This is a genomic window from Promicromonospora alba (assembly GCF_042654905.1).
Taxonomy (GTDB): Bacteria; Actinomycetota; Actinomycetes; order Actinomycetales; family Cellulomonadaceae; genus Promicromonospora; species Promicromonospora alba.
Genome location: NZ_JBHSFI010000007.1, coordinates 107,047 through 127,309, shown reverse-complemented (window position 1 = coordinate 127,309; position 20,263 = coordinate 107,047). Strand labels below are relative to the sequence as shown.

Genomic DNA, 20,263 nt, shown 5'->3' with positions numbered 1-20,263 from the left:
CCGCTCGTGACGGCACGCCCGCTCGGCGTGGGGATCGTCGGTATGGGCGGCATCGGGAGGATGCACGCCCGGGCGCTGGATGAGCTGGCGGGCCGGGCACGCCTCGTCGCGTACAGCGGCGGGACGGCGGACGGCGAGCAGGATCTTGCGGGCGGATCCGCGGAGCGTCTCCAGCCCGGCGAGCTCATCGCTCGTCCCGACATCGACGTCGTGGCGATCTGCACGCCGAGCGGGACGCACGCGTCGCTCGCGCTGGCCGCGCTCGAAGCCGGCCACCACGTGGTCGTCGAGAAGCCGCTCGCGCTGGACGTCGACGACGCGCTGCGTGTCGCGCGTGCCGCGCACGAGCGGGGGCTGACGGTCTCGATGATCTCCCAGCGGCGCCTGGAACCTCAGCACGTGGCGCTCGAGCGGGCTCTTGCCGAGGGGGCGCTGGGCGAGTTGCGGCTGGCGACGACCCACGTGCACTGGCACCGCGACGACGACTACTACCGCGCCGCGGGCTGGCGCTCCACGGCGGAGCAGGGCGGCGGATCCCTGATGAACCAGGGCGTGCACAACGTGGACCTGCTGCGTTGGTTGTGCGGTCCGGTCGAGTCGGTGACGGCGCAGTCGGGGACCCTCTCGCACGCGATCGAGGCCGAGGACACGACGGTCGCGACCCTCCGGTTCGTCTCGGGTGCGCTCGGTGTGGTGACCACGACGACGGCGACGCCGCCGGGGTTCCCGGCGACGATCTCCCTGTTCGGCTCCCGGGGGTCGGTCGAGCTCGGCCAGGGTGAGGTACGCCGCTGGGACGTGCCGGGGGTGGCTGCGCCGGGGACGGGCGGTATCCCGAGCGGTGCGGCCGAACCGCTCACGATCGGACACGCGGGACACCTGGCCCAGTGGACCCGGATCATCGAGGCGCTCGAGACGTCCTCGCCGGTACCGGTCGGCGTCGACGACGCGCTGGAGACGGTCCGGCTGCTGTGCGCGATCGAGCTGGCCGCGGCTACCGGGGTGGTGGTGCGGCCGGCGGAGCTGGGCGGGGGAAGGTCACCTGGGTGACGTCTCGTGCGGGCACCGACGTTCTCAACCCAGCGGGCCGCAGACTCGGCGTGACCGCACAGACCGCCGGACGCCACCGGTTCTGGTGCGAGTGGACGCCGCTCCTTGCATGCTGGACGCTCCGCGCGAAGTCGACAGGGGAGTGAAACATGTCGGACCAGACCACGCCGCAGGACCCGACCACCCAGCACCCGCGACCGGAGCAGCCGGCGGACGACCTGCAGCCGCCCGGCCGCACGGGGGACATGTCGCAGGAGCCGGACCACGGGGAGTCCACGTACCGCGGATCCGGACGCCTGGAGGGCAAGCGGGCGCTGATCACGGGCGGCGACTCCGGCATCGGGCGGGCGGTGGCGATCGCGTTCGCGCGCGAGGGCGCCGACGTCGCGATCTCCTACCTGCCGGAGGAGGAGCCGGACGCCCGGACGACGGCCCACTGGGTCGAGGACGCGGGCCGCAAGGCGGTGCTGCTGCCGGGCGACATCCGGGACGAGGCGTTCTGTCGCCGGCTCGTCACCGACGCCGTGGACGGGCTCGGGGGCCTGGACGTCCTGGTGAACAACGCCGCGTACCAGATGTCCCAGGACGAGGGGCTGCGCGGCATCACGACGGACCAGCTCGACCGGGTGCTGAAGACCAACGTCTACGCGCTGTTCTGGATCACCAAGGCCGCGCTCGACCACCTGCCCAAGGGCGGGTCGATCATCAACACGACGTCCATCCAGGCGTACGAGCCCAGCCCTCAGCTGCTCGACTACGCCACGACCAAGGCGGCGATCCTCAACTTCACGAAGGGGCTGGCGCAGCAGCTCGCGCCGGAAGGAATCCGCGTCAACGCGGTGGCGCCGGGACCGATCTGGACACCCCTGATCCCCGCCACGATGCCGGAGGAGAAGGTCGAGCAGTTCGGCGCCGACACGCCGCTGGGTCGCGCCGGCCAGCCCGCCGAGCTGGCGCCGGCGTACGTGTTCTTCGCGTCCCAGGAGTCGAGCTACATCACCGGCGACCGCATCGGCGTGACGGGCGGACGCCCGCTGTAGCAGGTGAAGGGATCTGTCGCGTGACGTTCTGGATCTGCGCCAGGTGCGGCGTCGAGCACGAGAACCGGCCGGCCGTGTGCGCCGTCTGCGCTGACGAGCGCGAGCTGGTCCCGGCCGACGGTCAGCACTGGACCACACTCGACGAGCTCGCCGCCGAGGGGCAGACCATCGCCGTCGAGGAGCTGGAGCCCGACCTGTTCGGCCTCACCACCATGCCCGACGTCGGTATCGGGCCCACCGCGAAGATCGTCCGCACCGCCGGTGGGAACCTGATGTTCGACGTCCCGGCCTACCTCGACGACGCGGCGGTCGCCGCGGTCCAGGGCATGGGCGGGCTGGCGTACATCGTGGCGAGCCACCCGCACATGTACGGCGTGCAGGTCGAGTGGAGCCGCCGGCTCGGCGGGGTTCCCGTCCTCGTGAGCGAGCCCGATGCCGGCTGGCTCGCCAGGACGGACGACGCCGTCGAGCTGTGGAAGGACGACCGGGAGATCCTGCCCGGCGTCACGCTGACCCAGCCGGGCGGGCACTTCCCGGGCTCCACGGTCGCGCACTGGGCGGCCGGGGCTTCGGGAAAGGGTGTGCTGCTGGGTGGCGACACGATCTTCGCCAACCCGGACCGGACGTCGGTCTCCTTCATGCGCAGCTATCCGAACCGGATCCCGCTCTCGGGTGCGGTCGTGCTGCGCATCGCGCACCACGTCAGACGGTTCGAGTTCGACAGGCTCTACAACAACTTCCGTGGCGTCATCCCCGTCGACGCGCGGGAGATCGTGCTGCGCTCGGCGGAGCGCCACGCGGCGTGGGCCCGGGGCGACTTCGACCACCTGACCTAGACCCGACCCCGCTGGCCGACCCCGCTGACCGACCCCGCTGGTCGACCCCGCTGGTCGACCCTGTCGAGACCCCGCTCAGCTCAGCTCGAGCAGGATCCCGTCAGCCGCTTCCGAGCCGCCGGGCCCGTGCTCGCGGACGATCGCGACGATCTCGTCGAACAATGTCGGGCCCTCGCCGCGGCGCGCGGCATCGAGCCTCGCCTCGAAGGACGCGCGGTTCGACGGATCGACGCCGGGCAGGAGCCGCTCCAGCCGTCGAGCCGTCTCGGCGTGACCGAGTGCCGCTCGGGACGTCTCCGAGGCGAGCCACCTCAGGATCCAGCCGCCGTCGGGCGTCCCGAACCCCCCGCGGAGCACGTCGTTCAGCGCGTCGAGGTTTCCTCGCCAGGTGTACCCGTTCAGCAGGCGGGAGAACTCGCGGGCAAAGCCGTCGAGGTCGCTGAACCGCGTCCCGTCGACGACGAGCACAGGCAGGTCACGAGTCATGGTCCGAGGCTATCCGTCCGGTCGGGCCGGGTCCGCGCGCCGCATCCAGCCCTTGGCAGGGCCGGACGCGGCGCACGAGACAGGTCACATCTTGTAGAAGTCGCCGTAGTGGTTGGGTGAGAAGTAGGTCTCGCCGGTGGTCCGGTCCAGGATGAGACGGTAGGACTGCCGTGCGGCGTTGCAGGCACGCGGCGTGACGTCGAACTCGAGGTACGAGTGGCCGGTAGGCAGCTGGCCCTCGGAGTTGCGGTGCACGCCGCCCGCGAAGTTGCACTGGCCGTTCGGCCAGCTGACCCAGCCGCGCGTGCTCGGGTAGCCCTTGGAGCTCCAGATCGAGTTCGAGGAGTAGGCCTCCGCACAGCCGCTGTGCGTGCAGGAGTTGAAGACGCTCGCCTCGGCCGGCGCTGCGATGGTGACGCCGCCGGCGACGAAGCTGACCATGGCGGTCAGGACGACGAGCATCCTGAGCATCGTGGACATGGCGCTGGGCTTCTGGATGGACGCGGTGCTGTGGTTCTCGGACACGCTGTTCCCCTCTCGGTTGGGACTACCGGGGGGAATACTGGCCCGCCTTGTCGACGAGGACCCGACGACACACCCACCTGCGGGTGAATTTTACCTGTCCGTATTGTCCTAGAAAGAAAGATGCATGAGGCCGGCTCGTCGGCCCTTGGTCTACGCGGGCCGCGTCGACTCCCGGACCACGAGCCGCGCGGGGATGGTCACCTCGGCGGTCGGCTCGGACGCCGCCTCGGGCTCCCCGCTCGCGTGAGCGGCCATCCGGGACTCGAGGAACCGGAGGACGGTCGCGGCGATCTCCTCGTTGCCGGGGTCGACGGAGGTGAGCCGTGGCGTGGTGAACTCCGTCTCGTCGATGTTGTCGAACCCGACGACCTGGACGTCCGCCGGCACGCGGATCCCGAGGTCCCCGAGGGCGCGCAACGCGCCGATGGCCACGACGTCGGTGGCGGCGACGATGCCGTCGAACGTGACGCCGTCGTCGGCGAGACGGCGGACCGCCGCGTAACCGGACGCCATGTCCAGCAGCGGGATCGGTGCGACGAGCCGCTCGTCGAGCGGGACGCCCAGGCGGGCGTGCGCCTTGTAGTAGCCCAGCGTGCGGAGCGTCGGCATGTCCTGCTCCGTCGTGCCCTGCCGCCCGCCCAGCATCACTATGCGCCGGGACCCGCGTTCGAGCAGGTGGGCGGTGGCGGTCGCGGCGCCCTCGACGTTGTCCATCATCACGTGGTCGAACGTCCGGGGGAGCGGGCGCTCGCCGACGAGCACCACCGGCGTCCGGAAGTTGAGCTGCTCCAGGTCGGGAGGGTTGAGCCCGACGACGGTGATGATCACGCCGTCGTACATGCGGAGGCGGGCGAACGAGGCAGCGGCCAGCTCGTCGGCCCGGCTCAGACCCGAGCGCTGGACGACGAGATGCCTGCCGGTGGGCTCCAGGGCGTCGGCGAGGCGCGTCGCGAGCTGACCGAAGTACGGCCGGTCCAGCTCAGGCACCAGCAGGCCGATGGCGTCCGTGCGGCCCGCTCGCAGGTTCCGCGCGGTGGGGTTCGCCTGGTAGCCGAGCTCGGCGACCACCTCCAGCACGCGCTCGCGGGTCTTTGGCGCGACCCGGGGCAGCCCGTTGATCACCTTCGACACGGTGGTGGTCGAGACCTGTGCCGCCCGTGCCACGTCGCCGATGGTCACCGCACGTGGACCGGTACTCATACGAACCTTCCTCACCGTCTCGGTCGGAGGACGCCTCTTGACATCCGCAACTGCCGAGGGAATCGTTACCGCATCGACGAGGACCAGCGAATACCGCCTGTGAGAGCGGCTCTTCCGGGCCTTTGAGGAAACGATACCTCGGTCGAACCCCTGCGTCCGGAAGGCCTCTCGCATGCCCACTGAATCTGCCCGCGTAGTGATCGATCTCGACCTGCCGGGACCCACGATCAGCCGACACGTCTACGGGCACTTCGCCGAACATCTCGGACGCTGCATCTACGGCGGGTTCTGGGTGGGGGAGGACTCGCCGATCCCGAACGCCGGCGGCATCCGCCTCGACGTCGTCGAGGCCCTGCGCGCGCTCCAGATCCCGAACCTGCGCTGGCCCGGTGGTTGCTTCGCCGACGACTACCACTGGCGCGACGGCATCGGCCCGCGTGCGGAACGCCCGCGGATGGTCAACTCCCACTGGGGCGACGTCGTCGAGGACAACTCGTTCGGGACGCACGAGTTCATGGCGCTGTGCGAGCTGCTGGGCGCGGACGCGTACATCAGCGGCAACGTGGGCTCGGGCACGGTGGCGGAGATGAGCGAGTGGATCGAGTACCTCACCCGCGCCGACGACTCCCCGATGGCGGCGCTGCGCCGGCAGAACGGCCGGGACGAACCCTGGAAGGTGCCCTTCTTCGGCCTGGGTAACGAGGCGTGGGGCTGCGGCGGCAACCTGCGGGTCGAGCAGTTCGCCTCGCTGGCGCGGCAGTATTCGACGTACGTGCGCAACCACGCGGGCAACGACGTCTACCGCATCGCGGCGGGCGCCTCGGACGCCGACTACCACTGGACCGAGGTGCTCATGAAGTCCTTCGGCCCGCTCGACGGGGCCGACGGGCCGGCAGCGCCGTTCCAGGGCATCTCGCTGCACTACTACACGATGACCGGTTCCTGGGAGGACAAGGGCAGCGCGACGGCCTTCACCGACGACGAGTGGTACCTCGCCCTGTCCCGTGCCGGGCACATGGACGAGCTGCTCACCCGGCACAGCACGGTGATGGACCGCTACGACCCCAACAAGCGCGTGGGCCTCGTGGTCGACGAGTGGGGCACGTGGTGGAACGTCGAGCCCGGCACCAACCCCGGCTTCCTGTACCAGCAGAACACGCTCCGCGACGCGCTGGTCGCCAGCGTCCACTTCGACGCGTTCCACCGGCACGCGGACCGGGTGGTCATGGCGAACATCGCCCAGACGGTGAACGTGCTGCAGGCGATGATCCTCACCGACCCGGACACCGGCGCGCTCGTGCTCACCCCGACGTACCACGTCTTCGCGATGAACGCCGCGCACCACGACGCCACGTCGCTCGCCGCGCACGTCGTCGCGCCCGGTGCGACGCGCGCCGTCGACGGCAAGGAGCTGCAGCTCCTGTCGGCCTCGGCGTCCACCAAGGGGTCGACGGCGCACGTCTCGCTGTCCAACCTGGACGCCGCCCAGGACCGCACCGTCGTGCTCGACCTGCGCGGCCGTGACGTCGTCGGCTTCTCGGCGCAGATCCTGACGGCGCCGGAGCTGCACGGCCACAACACGCCGGAGCAGCCTGAGGCAGTGGCGCCGCGCAAGCTGGAGGAGATCCGCAGGCACCCGCGCGGCCTCGAGCTCGACGTGCCCGCGCACTCGTACGTCACCGTCGCGCTGGAGCTGGGCGCCGATGACTGACCGACGCTGCTGACTGACGCAGGCCGACACCGCCGGACCGACGCCCGGGCCCAAGCCATGGTCGACGTCCGGCGGGTCGGCAGCGTATCGTGCGCGCCGTACCGTTCGTCAGCTGCACCGTTCGACAGAAGTGACCGGGTGATGAAGCCCGGCCGTCCGTGAGGTATGCGCCCACCGCTCGACGACGAGCGGTGAGGTCGATTGGATAACGTTTCACAGCGCTCCGACGACAGAGAGGGCAATGATGCTGCTTCCCAGGAGAACCGACGAGCCGCGCTTCGACCCCGTCAGCAGGCGGGCCTTCCTCACACTCTCCGCCACCGCCGCGGTGGGTACGGCCGGCCTGGTCTCGGCGCAGCCGGCCGCCGCGGCCCAGGTGCTCGTCCAGCCGTCGATCCGGCAGCAGACGATCCAGGGCTTCGGCGGCATGAACCACACGGCCTGGATCAGTGACCTCACGGCGGCACAGCGCGAGACGGCGTTCGGGAACGGCGCCGGGCAGCTCGGCTTCACGATCCTGCGCATCCCCGTCCACGAGGACCCGGCCAGGTGGGCCGGCGAGGTCGCGACGGCCAAGCGCGCGACCGAGCTCGGCGCCAAGGTCTTCGCGTCGCCGTGGAACCCGCCGGCGGGGATGACCGAGACGTTCTCCGGCGGCAAGCGGCTGCGTTACGACCAGTACGGCAACTACGCCCGGCACCTCAACGACTTCGTGCGCTACATGCGCGACCGCGGGGTGCCCCTGTACGGGATCTCGGTACAGAACGAGCCCGACTACGCGCACGACTGGACGGCGTGGACGCCTGCCGAGATCGTCCGGTTCCTCCGCGAGAACGCCGGGTCTATCGACGCCAGGGTCATCGCCCCGGAGTCGTTCCAGTACCGGAAGAACCTCTCCGACCCGATCCTCAACGACCCCGCGGCGCTGGCCAACGTCGACATCCTCGGAGCGCACCTGTACGGCACCCCGACCTCGGACCTCGCCTACCCGCTCTTCGTGCAGAAGGGCGCGGGCAAGGAGCTGTGGATGACGGAGGTCTACCACCCCAACAGCAGTGACTCGGGAGACCTGTGGCCGCAGGCGCTCGCCACCGGCGAGAACATGCACAACGCCCTGCTGTACGGCCGGTTCCAGGCGTACGTGTGGTGGTACATCCGTCGTTCGTACGGGCCGATGCGCGAGGACGGGCAGATCAGCAAGCGTGGCGCGAACATGGCGCACTTCTCGAAGTGGGTACGCCCCGGCTACTGGCGTGTCACGGCCACCGCGAATCCCGAGTCGAACGTCTTTGTCACCGCGTTCACGAACGGCTCGAAGCTCGTGATGGTGGCGATCAACAAGACCTCCGCCGGGGTCTATCTGCCGGTCAGCGTGGAGGGTGCGGGTTCCGGCGCGTTCTCGACCTGGGTGACGGACGCCAACCGGACCCTCGCCGCGTACAACAGGGTGGTCATGACGAACGGCTCGTTCAACACGGAGCTGCCGGCGCAGAGCATCAGGACCTTCGTCACGGAGTAGTGCCGCCCGAGTATCACCGACAGTGGGTCGGAGTCAGTCGATCGGCGTGACCGGCGCCTGCCAGATAGCCGTGATCGCGTCGATCAGGCCGACCGCCGTCGTGCCCCAGGTGGGACGGACCGTCGGGCTGCCGGCCGCGAGCGCCCGCTCGCGGTCGGCGCAGGCGTAGATGACGAGGTTGCGGACCATGCCCTCGCGTTCCTCGAACACGTCGTCGGACAGGTCGGGGAGGCTGCGACGCAGGCCTTCCTCGCTCTCGCGCCGGGAGCTCGACGTCGTCGACTCGTCGAGCTCGGCGAGGTAGAGGCTCGGGTCGGTCATGATCTGGGCGGCCATGAGCACACCGGGGAGCGTCCTGGTCGTCGGTGCCTCGGCCGGCGGCCTGACCACCGCCGAGGCGCTGCGTCGCAAGGGGTACGAGGGGCGGCTCACGCTGCTCGGGGGCGAACGCCACCTCCCGTACGACCGGCCGCCGCTCTCCAAGCAGGTGCTGTCGGGGGCGTGGGAGGCGGGCCGGGCGCAGCTACGGCCCGAACCGGCACTGCGGGCGCTGGACGCCGAGCTCGTGCTGGGTGACGGGGCCACCGGCCTGGACGTCGCCAACCGCACGGTCCGGACCGAGTCGGGCCGTGAGCTCGGCGCCGACACGATAGTGATCGCCACCGGTGTCCACGCCAGGACCCTTCCCGTAGAGGCACAGCCTGCGGACCCCCGGCCGGGCCAGGACCGTCTGGCGGGTGTGCACGTGATCCGCACCCTCGACGACTCCGTGGCGTTGCACGCGGAGCTTGCGACCGCCCGGCGGCTGGTCGTGGTGGGCGACGGGGTGCTCGGTGCCGAGGTCGCGGCGACGGGCCGCGGTCTCGGCCTGGACGTCACCCTGGCCGGGCCGCAGTCCGTACCGATGCAGAGCCAGTTCGGTCCATGGGCCGGCGCTCTGCTCGGGGACCTCCACACCGACCGGGGCGTCAAGCAGACCCGGCTGCACCGCCAGCAGGTCGCCGACGCGCTGACCCTCGCCGTTCGATGATCTCGTCATGAGGTTCTGAGCGAGCGGGCAGAGTCGGCGTAGGCCTGGCTGGCGGCGATGGGCTCCCGGACGCCGTCGAGCGTGCGTGCCAGGTCACCGGGCAGCGTGCCGGTGTGCTGGACGACGACGCGCCTACGGTCGGCGGGGTCGGGCTCGCGGCGTGCGATCCCGGCGTCGATGAGCCGGTCCACGAGCCGGGACGCGGCCGCCAGCGACAGGCCGAGCCGGCGAGCGAGCTCCCCGCTGGTCATCGGTCCGTCCAGGTCGAGGAGGTTGCTCGCCTGATAGTCCGTGCCGGACAGGCCTGCCGAGTCGGCGGCGGCCTGGAAGAACAAGCTGATGATCTGGCTCGCCGGCCGAGGCTGACGGCGTCGCCGTCGTCCCTACCTCGTATCGACACCATCCCGGCTTCATCTCTACATCACGTGGTACTGTCGCGGCGGTTTGATCGCCGTTGTCGCTAGTCGAGAACGCGGGGGCGCCAGTGTCGTCGGACCCAGCCGTGCAGTGGATCGTGACAGTGTTGTTCGCCGCTCTCGGCGCACACTCCCTGTGGCGTCTCGTGACCTCCCGGCAGGCGTTCGCCGTGACCGGCTACCTGTGCCACCTGGGCATGAACCTCGTCATGATCGCGATGGTGTGGCCGTGGTGGGTCCGGCTGCCCGCGCCGCCGCAGCTGGCCTTCTTCGTGCTGGCCGCGGTGTTCTTCGCCGCCGCTGCCGGCTGGCACCAGGCCGATGCCCTGTCGCGCGGCCCGACGGCGGGACGCCCGCGGGCCGGTCATCACGAGAGCCCAGGGACCCAGGTAATGCACGCCGTCATGATGCTCGCGATGGTCTGGGCGGTGGTGGTCATGCACCCTGGCCTGACGGCGTCGCGAACGCTCGCGACGGGACACGGGGCGGGGCGCACGCACCACACGGACCACGCGGTGGCTCACGCGCAGCTGAGTGGCTGGTCCACGGTCAGCGGTGCGCTGCTGCTCGCGGCGCTCGCGGTCGGCGGGACGGTCTTCCTGATCGGCCTGCTCCGGCACCTGCGCGGCGGCGGCTCGGTGCGGGGCCACGCCGGTGCCGACCTGCTGGCCAGCTCCGCGATGAGCTTCGGGATGGCCGCGATGTGCTGGCTCATGCTCGCGGGCTGATCGGCAGGGGTGGACGGGCGCCGGATCAGCCGGCGCGCTGCCGCTCGGCGTGCTTAGGCCGTAGCGCGCGTTCCAGCATCTCGGCGTCCCGTGCGGTCAGGTGGTCCGCGAACTGGGCGAGCGCTTCCTCGCGGTCGCCGGAGCTCTCCAGCACGGACAGCATCGCCGCTCCCGCGCGCTCGCCATCCGAACGGGTGGGCCGGAAGCGGACCTTCCGCGGGGAGGTCGCGATCCGGACGACCTCACCCTTCTTCTGGAGGCGGTCGAGCACCGTCAGGAGCGTCGTGTAGGCCGGGACGTGCTCGTCCTCGAAGCTCTCCTGGACGACTCTCGCTCCGATCGCGTCCTCGTGGCTCCAGAGGATTCGCATGACCTCGGCCTCGAGCTGTCCGCGCTCGCGGGTCCTGCCTGCCGAGATCTTGTCTGACGGCGTCCTGCCTGCCGGGGTCCTGCCTGACATTTTGCCCTCCTGGCAGGACCATACTGCAAAGGTGACGGCCCATTCGCTGATGGGTCGCCACCTTTGCGTCGTCCGGAATCCCGGACGGAAGGGCCAGGCGTCAGGCCGGCTGGAGCGCCGCGGCGTCCAGCGCGCCGCTGCGCGCCTGCTCCACCAGGTCCGCGAGCTGGTCGTGGCTCATCTGGATCCGCTGACCGAAGTCGTCGGTGATCACGATCTGCTTCAAGGGCTCGGCGCTCGGGTCGACGAACAGCTCCGGGCAGCCGCAGTCGCACTTGCCGCAGAACGTGGCCACATGAAGAAGCTGAGGGTTGTCGCTCATCGTTGTCTCCTTTGCCTGGACGTGCACGGGATGTAACGGAACGGACTTCGTGCCGGGCTGGTGCCCTCTACGAGGGTCACGTATATCTCTACAAGTCGTCAAGATAACGGCGTGATACGTGGTGCTGCCGAGACCCACCAACCGGCGAAGACCGGGTTCGTACCCCGCGAGAGCACGGGCCGTATCACCCGATTCGTTGAACTTGTCGCGCAGTGCGGTCTACCTTTCCCATAAGGGGCGAATGGGGGCATGGTGGAGGCTGACGCGCAACGACTGCGGAGCGTCGTACAGGACGCCGTCCACGTCGCGGTAGCGAACGGGCACCTGCCCGACGACGAGCGCCGCGTGCTCGACGCCCTGCTTCAGGACCCGGACGACGCACGGGTCATGCGCCGGCTGCGCAGGCGACGTCGGCACGGTGATCCACTCGGGTTCGGCATCGAGACGACCATCGCGGTAGCGGTCGCCCCGTTGCTCATGATCGTCGTGGAGGAGGTCGTCCGAACGGTCACCGGCACCGCCGCCGAGTCGCTGATCTCCCGCTTCGTGGCCTGGCTGCGGCGAGTGCTCCGGCGGCCACGCCTGGTGGTCCATGTGCCGGAGCTCACCTCCGACCAGCTCCGGGTCGTGCACGATCAGGTCCTCGCGAAGCTGCTGGAGGCCCAGGTTCCCGAACCGGCGGCGCGCGCACTGGCCGAGCGTGTGGCCGGGTCGCTCGCCATCGGGCCCGAGGTCACCGGGCCGGACAGGCCCCCGGATACCTGATGCGAGCTGAGCGCAGCGTCCCCGTCGGCACCACCTACCGGTTCGTCCTCCTCCTGGCGCTCATCGCTGTCTCCAGCTCGGTCTGGTTCCGCGAGATGGTCGCGGTTCGAGACATCGAGGCCGTCACGAAGGATCTGAGCTGCCGCCTCGCCGTCGGCTACTTCTCGGGGCCGGCCACCGATGCGCGACGTGAGATGCACCCGCGGTGCCTGGAAGGTCAGGCGCCCGCCCTCGATCGCGTGTGGGAGCTGACGTTCTGGGCGTTGATCGCCACCGGCGTCGTCGCTCTCGTCATCTACGCGCTGCTCCCGGTCTGGAAACGGCGCGTCTCGCGCCTGGTGCCGCTCGACGTGCCGCAGGACGGCGCCGCGATCGACCCGCTCCTTTCCGAGCTCGCGGCGCTGTGCCGCCGCACAGGGATCTCCGCCGGCAGCGTCAGCTTCATGCTCGACCCGCACGACCCGCGCTGCGGCGCGACGGTCTTCGGCCGGTTCGGCCGCAACACGGTCAGGATCGGCGCCGGCCTGGTCAGCCTGCACGGCGCCGGCCTGGTCCGGGCGTCCTCGCCCGCCGGGCCGGGGACCAGCAACCCTGAGCTCGAGGCGTTCCGCGGCGTCATGCTGCACGAGCTCAACCACATCGCCAACCGCGACGTCGGTCTCACGTACGCGACGGTCGCGCTCTGGCGGTCGTTCCTGATCGTGGTTCTCGTGCCGGCGACCGTGGCGGCTCTCGGACCCGCGTTCAGCTCCGGCTCGGCCGGCGTCGGCGTGCTGTCCGTCGTGCGGTACCTGGCCCCGGCCGCGGTCCTGGCGGGGGTGGTGTTCCTGGCACGCGCGGACGTCCTGCACGCCCGTGAGCTCCACGCCGACGTCCTGCCGCCCGCGTGGCACGGCGACCTGCGCGGGCTGCTGGCCGGCGACACGGGGGAGAGGCGTCCCTGGTGGCGCCGGTCGTTCGACGCGGTGGCGCAGCTGTTCCGGGTCCACCCCCGTGCGGCCGCGCGGCGTCGGGCACTGGACGACCCCTCCCTCCTGTTCCGGATGAACCTGCTTCCCGTCGCCCTGAGCGGCACCGTGACCGCCCTGATCGCCGTCCAGGCGGTACCCCTCGAACAGGTGGGGCTACGGTTCCCGGCGCTGTGGCTGGTCGTGGCCCTGGCGCTCTCAGCGCTCTTCGTGCCGCTGTGGCGTGCCGCCCTGTACGCCGCCGACCGCGGCGCTCCCTCCCCGCAGGGGCTGCGGGAGGGCCTCGCGCTCGGCACCGGGTTCGCCGTGGGGTACTTCGTCGGGCTGTCCGGCTACCAGACCGGGCCCCCGACCAACTCCTGGCTCCTGCTGACCGTGTTCGCCTGGGCGGTCGTGGCGGGCGTGTGGGCCGCCCAGCTGACGTCCCTGGCGGCCCGGCGGCTCCCGCCGCGCCTGCGCGCGCCGGGATTCTGGATGACGCAGCTCGCCGGGTGGCTCTCGCTCGGCGTGCCGTTCCTGTTCTTCCTCGACCAGGGCACGCTGGGGCTGGGCGGCGCGGACACGCTCGCGAAGTTCGGGTTGATGCTGTCGGACGACGGCGGGTGGCTCGAGCTGCCGCAACCGGCCGGGCTCCTGATCACGGGCTCCGCGAGAGCGGCAGGGGACCCGCTCGCCGTGGCCGGCGCCGCGCTCGCGTGGCTGGTGCCCGCCACCCTCCTCGTCGGCTCGCTCCTGCGTCCGGGAATCCACCCGCGGCCAGGCCTGCGCCGGGTCTACGTGACGGCGGCCGCAGGCGGCGTCGGCGCCGTGGTGGCGGTGCTCGCGGTCAACCTCTGGTGGTCCGGCGACCTGATGGATCCCGGCGTCAGCGAGGTTGACACCTGGCTGTACGAGGCCGGGCTGCGTGCGGCGCTGATCGCGACGGCGATGGCGTCCGCCGCGTTCGCGACGGTGCTCGTGCCGCATCCGACCGTCCCGTCCGCCGTGACCACCGGGGGCATCACGATGCTCCTCGGCGTGCTCGGTGCGACGGCGCTGGGGGCCCTCGACGGCTGCCTCGGGGCGTTCAACGCCCGAGCCGACGTCTGCACGGGATGGCCCGACCTGCGCCGACAGCTGGCCGTGGCCCACCTCGAGAACCTGTCCTCGACGCTGGTGGTCGGCTTGTTCTGTGTGGTCGTCGCCGCCGTGGCGGCCTCGACCCTGAAGGTGCTCGCGCGCCGCCTCCTGCGCGCGGCACCGGATCCCGCCCCCGGCTCGCTGGCTCCGTCGCCCCGCGCGGCCGTCCCGCTGGTGGCGATCGCCGTCGTGCTGACCGTCGGCCTGCTGCCGGCTCTGGTCGCGAGCGCCCGGCCGTCGGACGGCGCGACGGACGAGCTGGCGTTGCCGAGCGACGTCTCGACCCGTACCTCCGCGTGGCTGGACGCCGGGGGCCGCGACATCATGCAGAGCCTGCTCGACGAACGAGCCGTTGTCGTCGGACGCGCGCTGTACGCGGCCGAGCTGCCCCTGATCACCGAGGAGACGACGGCCGGCGAGACCGTCGCGATCATCCTCGAGTTCGGCCAGGCGATGGACGACGCCACGGCAGCCTGCGGCAGGCTGCGGGACGCCGCGGAGCGGGCGGAGCGCTTCATCCCGATCCCGGACCCCGAGGCGCAGTCGGGGTGGGAGGCCCTCTACACCGCCGCACGCCGCGGCGGGGAAGCCTGTGTCGAGGGTCTTGCGAGCAACCGGATGACGATCTTCGACGCGGCCGAGAGCCTTCCAGGGGCGCGCCTCGACGGTCGTGTCATCACCCGCCTCGAGCAGATCGGGGTGCTGTGAGAACCGCCCGAGCGTCGTTCGCCGTCGCGATCGTCCTCGTGCTGACCGCCTGCGGTGCCGAAGAGGCGCCACCACCGCTACCGAGCGCGCCCTCGGTCTCCGGTCAGTCCGTCCCGCCATCACCCCTGCCGACGCCGACCGACTACATGGCCATCCTGTGCGGCTCCTTCCTGGGGTACTGGGCCGGCTGGAGCGCCGGCGAGGAGATCAGCGCGGACATGGAGCGCTCGCTCGTGGACCTGGCCCGTCGGGGCTCCACGTATCGGGAGGACGCCGAGGCCCTGCTCGACAGCATCGCGGTGCTCGGCGCGACCGACGATCCGGAATACCGGGAGACGTTCGAGATTCTTGTCGAGCTGCAGTACTCGGTGCTGGTGAGCGGCTGCTTCACGGAGATCTGAGCTCCGCCCCCGCAGCCATGAAGATCCGCGGGGCCAGCCTCATGCTCACCATCAACGGAAATGTGCCCAGGAGAGGTCAGCTGAGCGAGTGTGCCGGGGTAGTCGCCGTCCGGGGCCCGTGTGCAGGGGTGGGCGGTAGCTGATCGCGCCTCGGGCGCGGCGGGTGTGGCAGCCGATCGAGTAGCGGCTGCGCGGGATGCGCCCGTTGCGCGGGCCGCTCATCCCGACTGCGGGGGTCCACCCCGGAGTCTCCGCCCGGACCGGTTCTGCCGGGTTGGGCACAACGGAGACAGCTGCGTGCCCGGTGGTGGCGACCAGCTTCGGTGCTACAGGAGCCATGGAGACAGGAACACGACCCGTGGGGGTCACCGGTTCTGGTGGAACGGGCGCCACGGAGACAGACGTGTGCCCCGTTGGCATGGTCGTCTCGACTGCGTGCCGGCCGTCGATCTCGGTGGCCTTCTGCACCCAGCCGGGTGCCTGCTTGGCGTGATTGCAGCGCGCGCACAGGCCCTGCCCGTTGGCCAGGCTGGTCTCGCCGTCCTCCGCGTGCGGAACGACGTGGTCGAGGTGCCGTATGGGTGCGTCGCACCACTGCGAAGCACAGATGCCCTGCTCCCGCGCCCGCAACAACCCGGCTAGGCCCTGCGGGTGGAACCGGGACGTCGACGTGGTGGCCAGCAACCTGCCCCGGGGGTCGACGTAGATCGCCCGTAGCCATGCGGCATCCGCGTCGAGCCCGTGTGCGACCAGGTTCCGCACCACCGGGGCAGGAACGGTGCCGACACCCGCCGGAGCGCCCTCGATCACCGTCCCGGGCTCGTCGCCCCCGGCGAGCAGCGTCTGATCGGAGACCAGGAGGTTGATCGTGACAGGCACGTCGTCGGCGTGGCCGGGCTCGCGTCCGGTGACCCGCTCGATCAACGTGTCGGCCATGATCTGCCCGGCCCCCCGCTCATCACCTGCGGCCTTGGCCGCGTCCGCGCGCGCCTTCAGCTGCGCGTAGGCCTGCACCCCTTGCTGCATCGGGACCAGCGCCGTCAGGTAGACCATCAGGTCCGGCGCCGGACGCACCGAGACACACCGCTCGGAGACGGCCTTCGCGTTCCGCTTCACACACGCGTGCACGTCCAGCTTCCCGGCGAGCTCCTTGATGCGTGCGACCAGCCGCTTGGTCCCCATCCGAGCCAACGCCACCAGGCCCGCGGGACCACAGATCTCCTCATCGATCCGAGCCCGGTCCTCCACCGACAGGTGCGACGTCTCGCGGACCATGAGCGTCGCCCGCCACGACGAGAGCACACCCGTGCGCAGCGCGTCGAACGTGTGCGGCATCTGCGTTACCCAGACCCGGGCCGTGCCCAGGAACGAACCCCCGGCGTGCGGGCTGGCCTGCATCGCCGCACCCACCTGGTTCGGCACACCACGACCCCGCCGCTCCACCCGGATGCCCTGCCCGGCCTCGTCAGCCTTCGTGGCCTCGTCCAGTGCCACGGCCAGCCGCGCCTGGGTCGCGGTCACGGTGTTCTTCACCGCTTCGAGCTCACCGAGCAGGTCCACCCACTGCGCCTGCACCAGTTTCGACACCGAGGACGCGGTGTCAGTACCGCCTGGCAGGATCATGCCCGCCAGCAGCTCACGCACAGCCCGGACACCGGCTGCGTCGGTGGTCACGCCGTCGAACGGCACGGACGGGTCAGGCCCGTCGGCCGTTCGGGATGGCAGCTCACCGGTTCGCGTCATGACACCAACTTATCGCACACCCGTTCGACGTGCTCGCCCGAGTGAGCCTCATCTGCCGACAGCAGAAAGTGGACTGCCGAGGCCAAGAGTGGGTCTTCGTGGCGCACGCGATCTGACGGGGGTGGCAGGTCCGACTAATCCGGCAAGATAAGGTAAGGCTTGCTTTATCTCCCGATCTCTTTACTGATCCCCTGGAGGGCTTGCCATGCGCCGACCTCGGCTCCTCGCCACCGTGCTCGCCACCGCGGTCGCCGCCGGCATGACGCTGACCGGGTGCACCAGCGCCGCACCCGACGAAGCGGCTTCCGGCGACGGAGCGTGGAGCTACACCTCTGGCGACGGCAAGACCTACACCGCGGACGAGGTGCCCACGCGGATCATCGCGCACTCCTACGCGGCGAAGGTGCTCATGGAGTTCGGGATCAAGCCCGTCGGGATCTACGCGGACGGCGACATCGACAGCGACGTCGGCCTCCAGGGAGCCGACTTCGAGGGCATCGAGATCCTCGGCGAGGAGTGGGGCAAGATCGACGTCGAGAAGGCGGCGGGGCTCGCGCCGGACCTCATCGTGGGCGACTGGTGGCCGGCCGAGGGCGGGTACTCGGGCCTCGAGGACGGCGTCGAGGAGTCCAGCAAGAAGCTCGCGGAGCTCGCACCCGTCGTCGGCGCGGCGCAGGGCGACTCGATAGTCGGGCTGATCGAGGACTACGCCGAGCTGGCCGAGTCGCTCGGGGCGGACACCTCGGTGATCGACGAGCAGCGGGCCGAGTTCGACACGGCGGTCGAGGAGTTCGAGGCCGCCGTCGCCGCGAAGCCCGGGCTGACGGCGCTCGCGATCAGCCCGTACGAGGACACCTACGCGGTGGCCGTGCCCGAGTACGCACCCGAGCTGCTCGACCTGCAGTCGTGGGGCCTGGACGTGATCGACCCGGCGAAGCCAGACCCCGAGTTCCCCTACTGGGAGAGCCTCAGCTTCGAGAACGCCGACACGTACCAGCCGGACGTCCTGCTCTTCGACGACCGCAGCTACCCGGCCAACCAGGAGACGCTGGACGCGCAGCCGATCGCCAAGGACATCACCGCCTACGCGGCAGGCGCCTACACGTCCTGGCCCGCCTACTGGCTGCACACCTACCCGGACTACACCGAGCAGCTGCGCAACCTCACCGACTTCGTCAACGAGGCTGACGAGAACCTCACCGACTGATGACGGCAGTCGCCACCCGCCCCCGGCGGAGCAACGCACTCATCGCCGGCGGGCTGCTCCTGTCCGCCGGCGCGCTGCTCGCCGTCTGCGTCGCGTCGGTCATGCTCGGCTCACGCACCATCGACGTCGGGGACCTGGCGGGGAGCGACCTGACGGTCATCCTCGACATGCGGCTGCCCCGCACGGTCCTCGGGGTGCTCGCCGGGGCCGCCCTCGCGGTCAGCGGCACCCTCCTGCAGGGCGTCGCCCGCAACCCGCTCGCCGACCCCGGGATCATGGGCATCAACGCGGGCGCCGCCGTCGCCGTCGTCACGGGCATCCTCGTCCTGGGCGACCAGGAGGCCGGCGCGAACGTCTGGCTCGCCTTCCTCGGCGCGGGCGCCGCCACCGCGACCGTCTACACGATCGCGTCCTTCGGCAGGGAAGGTGCGACGCCGATCAAGCTGGCGCTCGCCGGCGTGGTCGTCACCGCCGTCTGCTCGTCGATCACGTCGGCGATCGTGCTCTCCTCCACGGACGCGCTCGAGGAGCTGCGCGTGTGGCAGGTCGGGGCGCTCGCCGGACGGTACTGGCCCGTCGTCCTACAGGTCGGGCCCTACATCGTGATCGGGCTGATCGCCGCGATGTTCCTGGCCCGCCAGCTCAACCTGCTCGCGCTGGGCGACGCCCTCGCCGTCTCGCTGGGGCAGCACGTGCGCCGCAACCGGGTCATCACGTTCGCCGTCGTGGCGGTCCTGTGCGGAGCCGCGACCGCCGCATGCGGCCCCATCGCGTTCCTCGGCCTCATGGTGCCGCACCTCGTCCGCCTCGTCACCGGGCCGGACTACCGCTGGATCCTCGCCTACAGCCTCGTGCTCGGGCCGCTCGTGCTGCTGCTCTGCGACATCGTCGGCCGGCTCGTGGCGTCACCCGGAGAGCTGCAGGTAGGCGTGGTGCTCGGCATCGTCGGCGCACCGGTCTTCATCACGATAGTGCGCCTGCGGCGCGGCGTGGAGCTGTGATGTTCCGGTTCGAACGCCGCGCCCGCACGCGCCGTGCCCTCGTCGTCACCGCGGCGCTCGCTGTCGTGGCGGCCTGCGTCTTCATGTGCTCGATGATGCTCGGCAGCTACCTGCTCGGGCCGGCGGAGGTCCTGCGCTCGGTGCTCGGCCTGTCCGCGGAGCCCTCTGTCGACTTCATCGTGCGGGAGCTGCGGCTGCCCCGCGCGATCACCGCCGTGCTGGCCGGGCTCGCGCTCGGGGCAGCGGGCAGCATCTTCCAGCGCGTACTGCGCAACCCGCTGGCGGCTCCCGACATCATCGGCATCTCGGCCGGTGCGAGCAGCGCGACCGTCGCAGGGCTCGTGCTCTTCGGCGCGGGCGGGTTCGGGCTGTCGGTCGCGAGCCTCGTCGGCGCCCTCGTCACGGCGGCCGCCGTCTACCTGCTCGCGTGGCGTGGCGGCATCGCGGACTACCGCTTCATCCTGATCGGCGTGGGGGTGGCCGCGCTGCTGGAGTCGGTGACCGGGTACCTCGTGTCCCGCGCCGAGATCTCCGACGCGCGAGCCGCCATGACCTGGCTCGTGGGTTCGGTGGGTATGGCGGGGGAGGGCGAGATCATCGGCCTGGCCATCGGCTGCGGCGTCGTCATCCCGGTCCTGATGGCGCTCTCGCGCCGGCTCGGCGTCCTGGAGCTCGGCGCCGACGGCGCCAGGGGGCTGGGCGTGCGCCCTCAGGCGGAGACCGCCGTGCAGCTCGGGTGCGCCGTCGTGCTCGTCGCCCTCGCGACCGCCGCCGCGGGGCCGCTGGCGTTCGTCGCGCTCATGGCCGGACCGATCGCCGGCCGCCTGCTCGGCCCGGCCGGTGACCGGGTCCTGCCCGCGGCTCTGGTCGGCGCGGTCATCGTCCAGACGGCCGACGTCGTCGCGCAGCACCTGCTGCCGTACCCGATCTCCACCGGCATCGTCACGGGGCTCACCGGCGCCCCGTACATCGCCTGGCTGCTGATCCGGAACAGCAGCCCTACCGACAGCCGTAGTGAGAGATAGGGG

21 protein-coding genes are annotated in these 20,263 nt (G+C 71.0%); 13 read left to right on the top strand and 8 right to left on the bottom strand.

The features are described from left to right. Positions 1 to 6 precede the first annotated feature (6 nt). The 3 genes from ACFO6V_RS22170 (at position 7) to ACFO6V_RS22160 (ending at position 2,926) form a co-directional block, all read left to right on the top strand. Positions 7 to 1,050 (top strand): Gfo/Idh/MocA family protein, encoded by a 1,044-nt coding sequence (locus tag ACFO6V_RS22170; protein WP_377139503.1) that lies wholly within the window; start codon positions 7 to 9, stop codon positions 1,048 to 1,050. A 149-nt stretch (positions 1,051 to 1,199) separates the two neighbouring features. Next, positions 1,200 to 2,090, top strand: coding sequence for an SDR family oxidoreductase (locus ACFO6V_RS22165; RefSeq protein WP_377139500.1), 891 nt, complete (start codon positions 1,200 to 1,202; stop codon positions 2,088 to 2,090). Positions 2,091 to 2,110: 20 nt separating this feature from the next. Further along, entirely contained in the window at positions 2,111 to 2,926 is an 816-nt protein-coding gene (locus ACFO6V_RS22160) for an MBL fold metallo-hydrolase (RefSeq protein WP_377139498.1), read from the top strand. Positions 2,927 to 3,001: 75 nt separating this feature from the next. On the opposite strand, the gene ACFO6V_RS22155 is transcribed toward ACFO6V_RS22160, so the two are convergent. From ACFO6V_RS22155 to ACFO6V_RS22145, 3 genes are all read right to left on the bottom strand, one after another. Further along, on the bottom strand, positions 3,002 to 3,412 hold the full coding sequence (locus ACFO6V_RS22155; RefSeq protein ID WP_377139495.1) for a barstar family protein: 411 nt from the start codon (positions 3,410 to 3,412) through the stop codon (positions 3,002 to 3,004). A gap of 84 nt (positions 3,413 to 3,496) precedes the next feature. After that, on the bottom strand, positions 3,497 to 3,937 hold the full coding sequence (locus tag ACFO6V_RS22150) for a ribonuclease N (RefSeq protein ID WP_377139492.1): 441 nt from the start codon (positions 3,935 to 3,937) through the stop codon (positions 3,497 to 3,499). A 150-nt stretch (positions 3,938 to 4,087) separates the two neighbouring features. Then, positions 4,088 to 5,137 carry a LacI family DNA-binding transcriptional regulator gene (locus ACFO6V_RS22145; protein WP_377139490.1) on the bottom strand — a complete coding sequence of 350 codons (1,050 nt, stop codon included), beginning with the start codon at positions 5,135 to 5,137 and terminating at the stop codon, positions 4,088 to 4,090. A gap of 172 nt (positions 5,138 to 5,309) precedes the next feature. Between ACFO6V_RS22145 and ACFO6V_RS22140 the strand changes: the two genes are divergently transcribed. Beyond that, positions 5,310 to 6,848, top strand: coding sequence for an alpha-N-arabinofuranosidase (locus tag ACFO6V_RS22140; RefSeq protein ID WP_377139487.1), 1,539 nt, complete (start codon positions 5,310 to 5,312; stop codon positions 6,846 to 6,848). A gap of 241 nt (positions 6,849 to 7,089) precedes the next feature. Beyond that, the gene (xynC, locus tag ACFO6V_RS22135; protein WP_377139484.1) at positions 7,090 to 8,367 is read left to right on the top strand and encodes a glucuronoarabinoxylan endo-1,4-beta-xylanase XynC; all 1,278 of its coding nucleotides are present in this window, start codon (positions 7,090 to 7,092) and stop codon (positions 8,365 to 8,367) included. A 33-nt stretch (positions 8,368 to 8,400) separates the two neighbouring features. Here the strand turns inward: xynC and ACFO6V_RS22130 are convergent, their stop codons facing one another. Then, on the bottom strand, positions 8,401 to 8,703 hold the full coding sequence (locus ACFO6V_RS22130) for a hypothetical protein (protein WP_377139482.1): 303 nt from the start codon (positions 8,701 to 8,703) through the stop codon (positions 8,401 to 8,403). Here ACFO6V_RS22130 and ACFO6V_RS22125 point away from each other — a divergent pair. Continuing rightward, on the top strand, positions 8,702 to 9,397 hold the full coding sequence (locus tag ACFO6V_RS22125; RefSeq protein ID WP_377139479.1) for an NAD(P)/FAD-dependent oxidoreductase: 696 nt from the start codon (positions 8,702 to 8,704) through the stop codon (positions 9,395 to 9,397). The two genes, ACFO6V_RS22130 and ACFO6V_RS22125, sit on opposite strands and share 2 nt — an antisense overlap. Before the next feature lie 5 nt (positions 9,398 to 9,402). On the opposite strand, the gene ACFO6V_RS22120 is transcribed toward ACFO6V_RS22125, so the two are convergent. Then, on the bottom strand, positions 9,403 to 9,732 hold the full coding sequence (locus ACFO6V_RS22120; protein WP_377139476.1) for a MarR family transcriptional regulator: 330 nt from the start codon (positions 9,730 to 9,732) through the stop codon (positions 9,403 to 9,405). A gap of 179 nt (positions 9,733 to 9,911) precedes the next feature. Here ACFO6V_RS22120 and ACFO6V_RS22115 point away from each other — a divergent pair, with 179 nt between their 5' ends. Next, the gene (locus tag ACFO6V_RS22115; protein WP_377139473.1) at positions 9,912 to 10,541 is read left to right on the top strand and encodes a DUF5134 domain-containing protein; all 630 of its coding nucleotides are present in this window, start codon (positions 9,912 to 9,914) and stop codon (positions 10,539 to 10,541) included. 25 nt (positions 10,542 to 10,566) lie between these two features. Here ACFO6V_RS22115 and ACFO6V_RS22110 read toward each other — a convergent pair whose 3' ends face one another. Together ACFO6V_RS22110 and ACFO6V_RS22105 are read right to left on the bottom strand one after the other, a co-directional pair. Beyond that, a complete protein-coding gene (locus ACFO6V_RS22110) occupies positions 10,567 to 11,001 on the bottom strand; it encodes a BlaI/MecI/CopY family transcriptional regulator (RefSeq protein ID WP_377139471.1) in 435 nt (144 codons plus the stop codon). A gap of 100 nt (positions 11,002 to 11,101) precedes the next feature. Then, on the bottom strand, positions 11,102 to 11,323 hold the full coding sequence (locus tag ACFO6V_RS22105) for a hypothetical protein (protein WP_377139468.1): 222 nt from the start codon (positions 11,321 to 11,323) through the stop codon (positions 11,102 to 11,104). A 249-nt stretch (positions 11,324 to 11,572) separates the two neighbouring features. On the opposite strand from ACFO6V_RS22105, the gene ACFO6V_RS22100 reads away from it, so the two are divergent. The 3 genes from ACFO6V_RS22100 to ACFO6V_RS22090 are packed head-to-tail and all read left to right on the top strand — an operon-like array spanning position 11,573 to position 15,284. Continuing rightward, positions 11,573 to 12,088 (top strand): hypothetical protein, encoded by a 516-nt coding sequence (locus tag ACFO6V_RS22100; protein WP_377139466.1) that lies wholly within the window; start codon positions 11,573 to 11,575, stop codon positions 12,086 to 12,088. Continuing rightward, positions 12,088 to 14,883: a M48 family metalloprotease gene (locus ACFO6V_RS22095; protein WP_377139463.1), complete on the top strand. Its 2,796-nt coding sequence runs from the start codon at positions 12,088 to 12,090 to the stop codon at positions 14,881 to 14,883. The genes ACFO6V_RS22100 and ACFO6V_RS22095 overlap by 1 nt, the downstream gene beginning before the upstream one ends. Continuing rightward, positions 14,880 to 15,284 carry a hypothetical protein gene (locus tag ACFO6V_RS22090; protein ID WP_377139461.1) on the top strand — a complete coding sequence of 135 codons (405 nt, stop codon included), beginning with the start codon at positions 14,880 to 14,882 and terminating at the stop codon, positions 15,282 to 15,284. Before ACFO6V_RS22095 ends, ACFO6V_RS22090 begins: the two co-directional genes overlap by 4 nt. Before the next feature lie 51 nt (positions 15,285 to 15,335). Here ACFO6V_RS22090 and ACFO6V_RS22085 read toward each other — a convergent pair whose 3' ends face one another. Next, on the bottom strand, positions 15,336 to 16,907 hold the full coding sequence (locus ACFO6V_RS22085) for an HNH endonuclease (protein WP_377139682.1): 1,572 nt from the start codon (positions 16,905 to 16,907) through the stop codon (positions 15,336 to 15,338). A gap of 325 nt (positions 16,908 to 17,232) precedes the next feature. Here ACFO6V_RS22085 and ACFO6V_RS22080 point away from each other — a divergent pair, with 325 nt between their 5' ends. The 3 genes from ACFO6V_RS22080 to ACFO6V_RS22070 are packed head-to-tail and all read left to right on the top strand — an operon-like array spanning position 17,233 to position 20,260. Beyond that, entirely contained in the window at positions 17,233 to 18,234 is a 1,002-nt protein-coding gene (locus ACFO6V_RS22080; RefSeq protein ID WP_377139458.1) for an ABC transporter substrate-binding protein, read from the top strand. Continuing rightward, positions 18,234 to 19,235 (top strand): FecCD family ABC transporter permease, encoded by a 1,002-nt coding sequence (locus tag ACFO6V_RS22075; RefSeq protein WP_377139456.1) that lies wholly within the window; start codon positions 18,234 to 18,236, stop codon positions 19,233 to 19,235. Before ACFO6V_RS22080 ends, ACFO6V_RS22075 begins: the two co-directional genes overlap by 1 nt. Then, entirely contained in the window at positions 19,235 to 20,260 is a 1,026-nt protein-coding gene (locus ACFO6V_RS22070; protein WP_377139453.1) for a FecCD family ABC transporter permease, read from the top strand. Before ACFO6V_RS22075 ends, ACFO6V_RS22070 begins: the two co-directional genes overlap by 1 nt. Positions 20,261 to 20,263 lie beyond the last annotated feature (3 nt).